We start from the raw sequence: 3,254 nt of genomic DNA on the forward strand, positions 1-3,254 counted from the left end.
TTTTTCTTTTGTCTTCTTTTACCGGTTTTTGGGTCGATACCTATATCTTCAATGTATGCCCAGCTTGCTCCACACTTACATTTCTTACCCTTACATTTACAACGTGGTCTATAGTAATGAGTCATAGTGTGTCACTTCCTTTTCTTTTTCGCTCTCTATATGCTTCTTGCTTACAAGCATCCGAACAATACTTTTTACGTCTAGATTTAATAAAGGGTAAGCCGCAGCTTTTATTCCCACAAATAAATATATTCTTATCATCGTTAATCTTCTGCCACAAATCGTAATAGATTGCTGCCAACAAATAAGGCGTATATCTTCGTTCAGAAACCTTAAAACCTTTTGTAGAAGGATTACGTATTAGCTCTCCAACCCCTAAATGAATTCCACCTGATATGTGAGAAGCCAATACCTTAGATAAGGTGTATTGTCCGATTTCTAACATTGATCTTTCCTCCATATCTTTCGGAAGCATAAGAATTAGCTCACCTTCCGTCCAATAGACAAAATAACGATCCATCGTAGTTCTATCTTCAGCCAGTGAACCAAACCTTCCACTGTGCTCTTTGATTTCGATTAAATCATCAACTCGATCATCAGAACTATCTTTCCTTACAACATCATATAGCTTCAAGATTTGGCGAACCTCATTTATATGCCAAAACCATAAATCTATAGGTTCAAATACGCTAAACCCGTAAGTGTTGTAAATGAAGTAAGGTTGTAAGGTGGCCCAAACTAACGTGCTTTTACTATTTACCTGTTCAGAGTCTGGAGGGTTTACTCCAAGCAATCCATACTTTTGTGAGAATGCTTCAATATCTTCTACGGTTTTTAAATGTGAGAATTCATTTATAAGCCCATCGTTATTAAAGATAATTTGATGTGAGTCTCTTTCTGATCCTGCCAGCTTTAAAGCTAAAGACAATTCACGTTCCATACCTATACTCATAGCTTTACTCCAATTATTAGCACTCTTTCTTAAGATTTCTTCTGTAGCGGGTCCCACCTGTTCTTCTTCAACAATCAAACGTTTCACATTGACCAGTTCCACAGGATATACATTTATCACTATGTTTTGTTCGGTAAGCGGATATTGATAGTCCGACAAATTAAATCCCACCTTTTTTTAAGATAGTTACGCATTGTTACGATAAAAAAAGAATATAACCTTATGTATCGTAACAAATTTCGTTATGATGATTGTATCACCACCACCAACACATAACAACATAAGGAGGCAAAATATGAATTATTTCAAAAGAAATTTAGAGATAAGAAAGGCTAAAGGGTCTATCCCTAATTGGTTAGTAGCTGAAAAGTTAGGGATACATGAAAATTCATTATACCGACTGTTAAGGCAAGAACTACCTAATGAGAAAAAGGAAGAAATTTTAGATGTAATCAAAAAAATAAAGTCGCGTCAAGAGGAAGAGTGAAAGAGTGCTTTTATTTTTTGAAATTATTCCTTAATAGGAGGTGTGAATTAATGGGAGAACCTAAGCTACCGGAAATTTTAACGGCTAAAGATATCGCTCTTTATTTAGGGATTTCTAGACGCCGTGTTTATGAGCTTTTACGTATGAAGGAAGAAGCAGGTGGAATCAGATGTATTCAAATTGGTTTAACCAAGCGGGTTGAAAAAAAGGATTTCTTTCATTGGATTGATCAGATGAAAAATAAAGAACTGCAGTGATTTACAGTTGATTAAAAAAGTTGAAGAGAGGAGGAGGATAAATTGAATACATCCGTTATGTCACGAAATGGAAAAGCAGCTCAAGCATACGCCAGTAAACTAGGTTGGGCAGTTTTCCCGCTTCATACACCTATTGATAAGAGCTGTTCCTGTAATAATCCAAATTGCAAGAGTATAGGGAAGCACCCTAGAATAAAGAACGGTTTAAAGGCTGCGACAACCAAAATAGATATTATAAGAACATGGTGGGGGCAATGGCCATCCGCTAACATTGGCGTAGTCACAGGAGGGGGGAGTGGTTTTGTTGCGTTAGACGTTGATCCCAGACATGGTGGCAATGATTCGCTACGTAAGCTTAATGAAAAATACGGTCAGTTTCCTGCCACAATTGAAGCTATTACAGGAGGAGGCGGAAGCCATATATTATTTAAGCATTCAGGATATATCAAAAACCGAACCAATATATTACCTGGCCTAGATATTAGAGGGGATGGGGGATATATAGTGGTATCTCCTTCCCTACATCTAAGCGGTAATAAATACGAGTGGGAATTATCAAGTCGACCACTGGAAGTACAACTGACAGAAATGCCCGATTGGCTGCTGCAGAAAATAACCGAATCAGAACAGAAGCAGAAAAGAAAGCCTGATGTTTATTGGTTAGAAGTAATACAAGGCGTGGGAGAAGGTGAGCGTAATACCTCTGCCGCCTCCCTTGCCGGGTACTTGCTAAGACATGGAATATCCGCACCTGTAGCCTATGAATTAATGCTTTTATGGAATGAGAGAAATAACCCACCTGAATCTGTGGAGGTTATAGAAACTACTTTCCACAGCATATTAAATGCCGAATTGAAGCGGTTAAGGGGGGGGAGAGTTTGAGTCTTAATATTGAATTGATGGCAGAATACGATGCCACAAAGGAAGAAAAAATTAAGGAACGAAAGACCACCAGCAATATAGAATGGAATGCTCCCGTCCCATTTGATGAATACACACTTCCAGTCTTCCCGGTAGATGTATTCCCTTTATGGTTGCAGGAATATGTAAAAGGTGTAGCGGAATCAACACAAACCCCAGTAGATGCACCTTGTATGGCAGCTATATCTGTTTTATCTACAGCGTTATCCAAAAAATTTTATGTAGGATTAACTGGAGAATGGAGTGAATCGCTGAACACATACTCTATTTTAGCATTGCCCCCCGGTAATCGAAAAAGCTCTGTCTTTAAAGCATTACAAGAACCAATTACAGCTTTTGAAAAAGAAGAAAAAGAACGTTTGTCAAGGGAGATATCCGAACGAAGAGCAAAGCTAAAAGCCAAACAAAAACGTAAGGAGTTACTTGAGAAGGAATATGCCAAAGATGGAGAACAATCCAACTTGAGGGAAATTGTTACGTTAGCGAACGAAATAGAAGAGGAAGAAATATTAGCCCTTCCCCGTTTTATAACCGAGGATGTAACCCCAGAAAAGCTAGCCGATTTAATGGCTGAGAATCAGGAGAGAATGGCCTTGTTGTCAGCAGAAGGTGGGGGGATATTTAGCATTATGGCAGG

5 protein-coding genes are annotated in these 3,254 nt (G+C 38.4%); 4 read left to right on the top strand and 1 reads right to left on the bottom strand.

What is annotated here, in order from left to right; all coding sequences use genetic code 11:
• Window positions 1-121: 121 nt before the first annotated feature.
• Window positions 122-1,111, bottom strand: a complete 990-nt coding sequence (locus tag LD39_RS07195) for a hypothetical protein (protein WP_035544571.1) — start codon at window positions 1,109-1,111, stop codon at window positions 122-124.
• Between the two features lie 136 nt (window positions 1,112-1,247).
• Here LD39_RS07195 and LD39_RS07200 point away from each other — a divergent pair, with 136 nt between their 5' ends.
• From LD39_RS07200 to LD39_RS07215, 4 genes are all read left to right on the top strand, one after another.
• Window positions 1,248-1,439 (top strand): hypothetical protein, encoded by a 192-nt coding sequence (locus LD39_RS07200; protein ID WP_035544572.1) that lies wholly within the window; start codon window positions 1,248-1,250, stop codon window positions 1,437-1,439.
• A gap of 50 nt (window positions 1,440-1,489) precedes the next feature.
• Window positions 1,490-1,696 (top strand): helix-turn-helix domain-containing protein, encoded by a 207-nt coding sequence (locus tag LD39_RS07205; RefSeq protein WP_035544574.1) that lies wholly within the window; start codon window positions 1,490-1,492, stop codon window positions 1,694-1,696.
• 42 nt (window positions 1,697-1,738) lie between these two features.
• Complete coding sequence (locus LD39_RS07210; protein WP_052158762.1) at window positions 1,739-2,578, top strand: bifunctional DNA primase/polymerase; 840 nt, start codon at window positions 1,739-1,741, stop codon at window positions 2,576-2,578.
• Window positions 2,575-3,254, top strand: a 680-nt coding sequence (locus LD39_RS07215) for a DUF3987 domain-containing protein (protein ID WP_156112585.1), incomplete at its 3' end; no start/stop codon positions are given. The genes LD39_RS07210 and LD39_RS07215, both read left to right, overlap by 4 nt.

Source organism: Halobacillus sp. BBL2006 (assembly GCF_000786645.1).
GTDB lineage: Bacteria > Bacillota > Bacilli > Bacillales > Halobacillaceae > Halobacillus.

Excerpts from the sequence above, each read along its gene's own strand:
- LD39_RS07205 (WP_035544574.1), top strand. The coding sequence starts at position 1,490 with ATGGGAGAACCTAAGCTACCGGAAATTTTAACGGCTAAAGATATCGCT.
- LD39_RS07200 (WP_035544572.1), top strand. The coding sequence starts at position 1,248 with ATGAATTATTTCAAAAGAAATTTAGAGATAAGAAAGGCTAAAGGGTCT.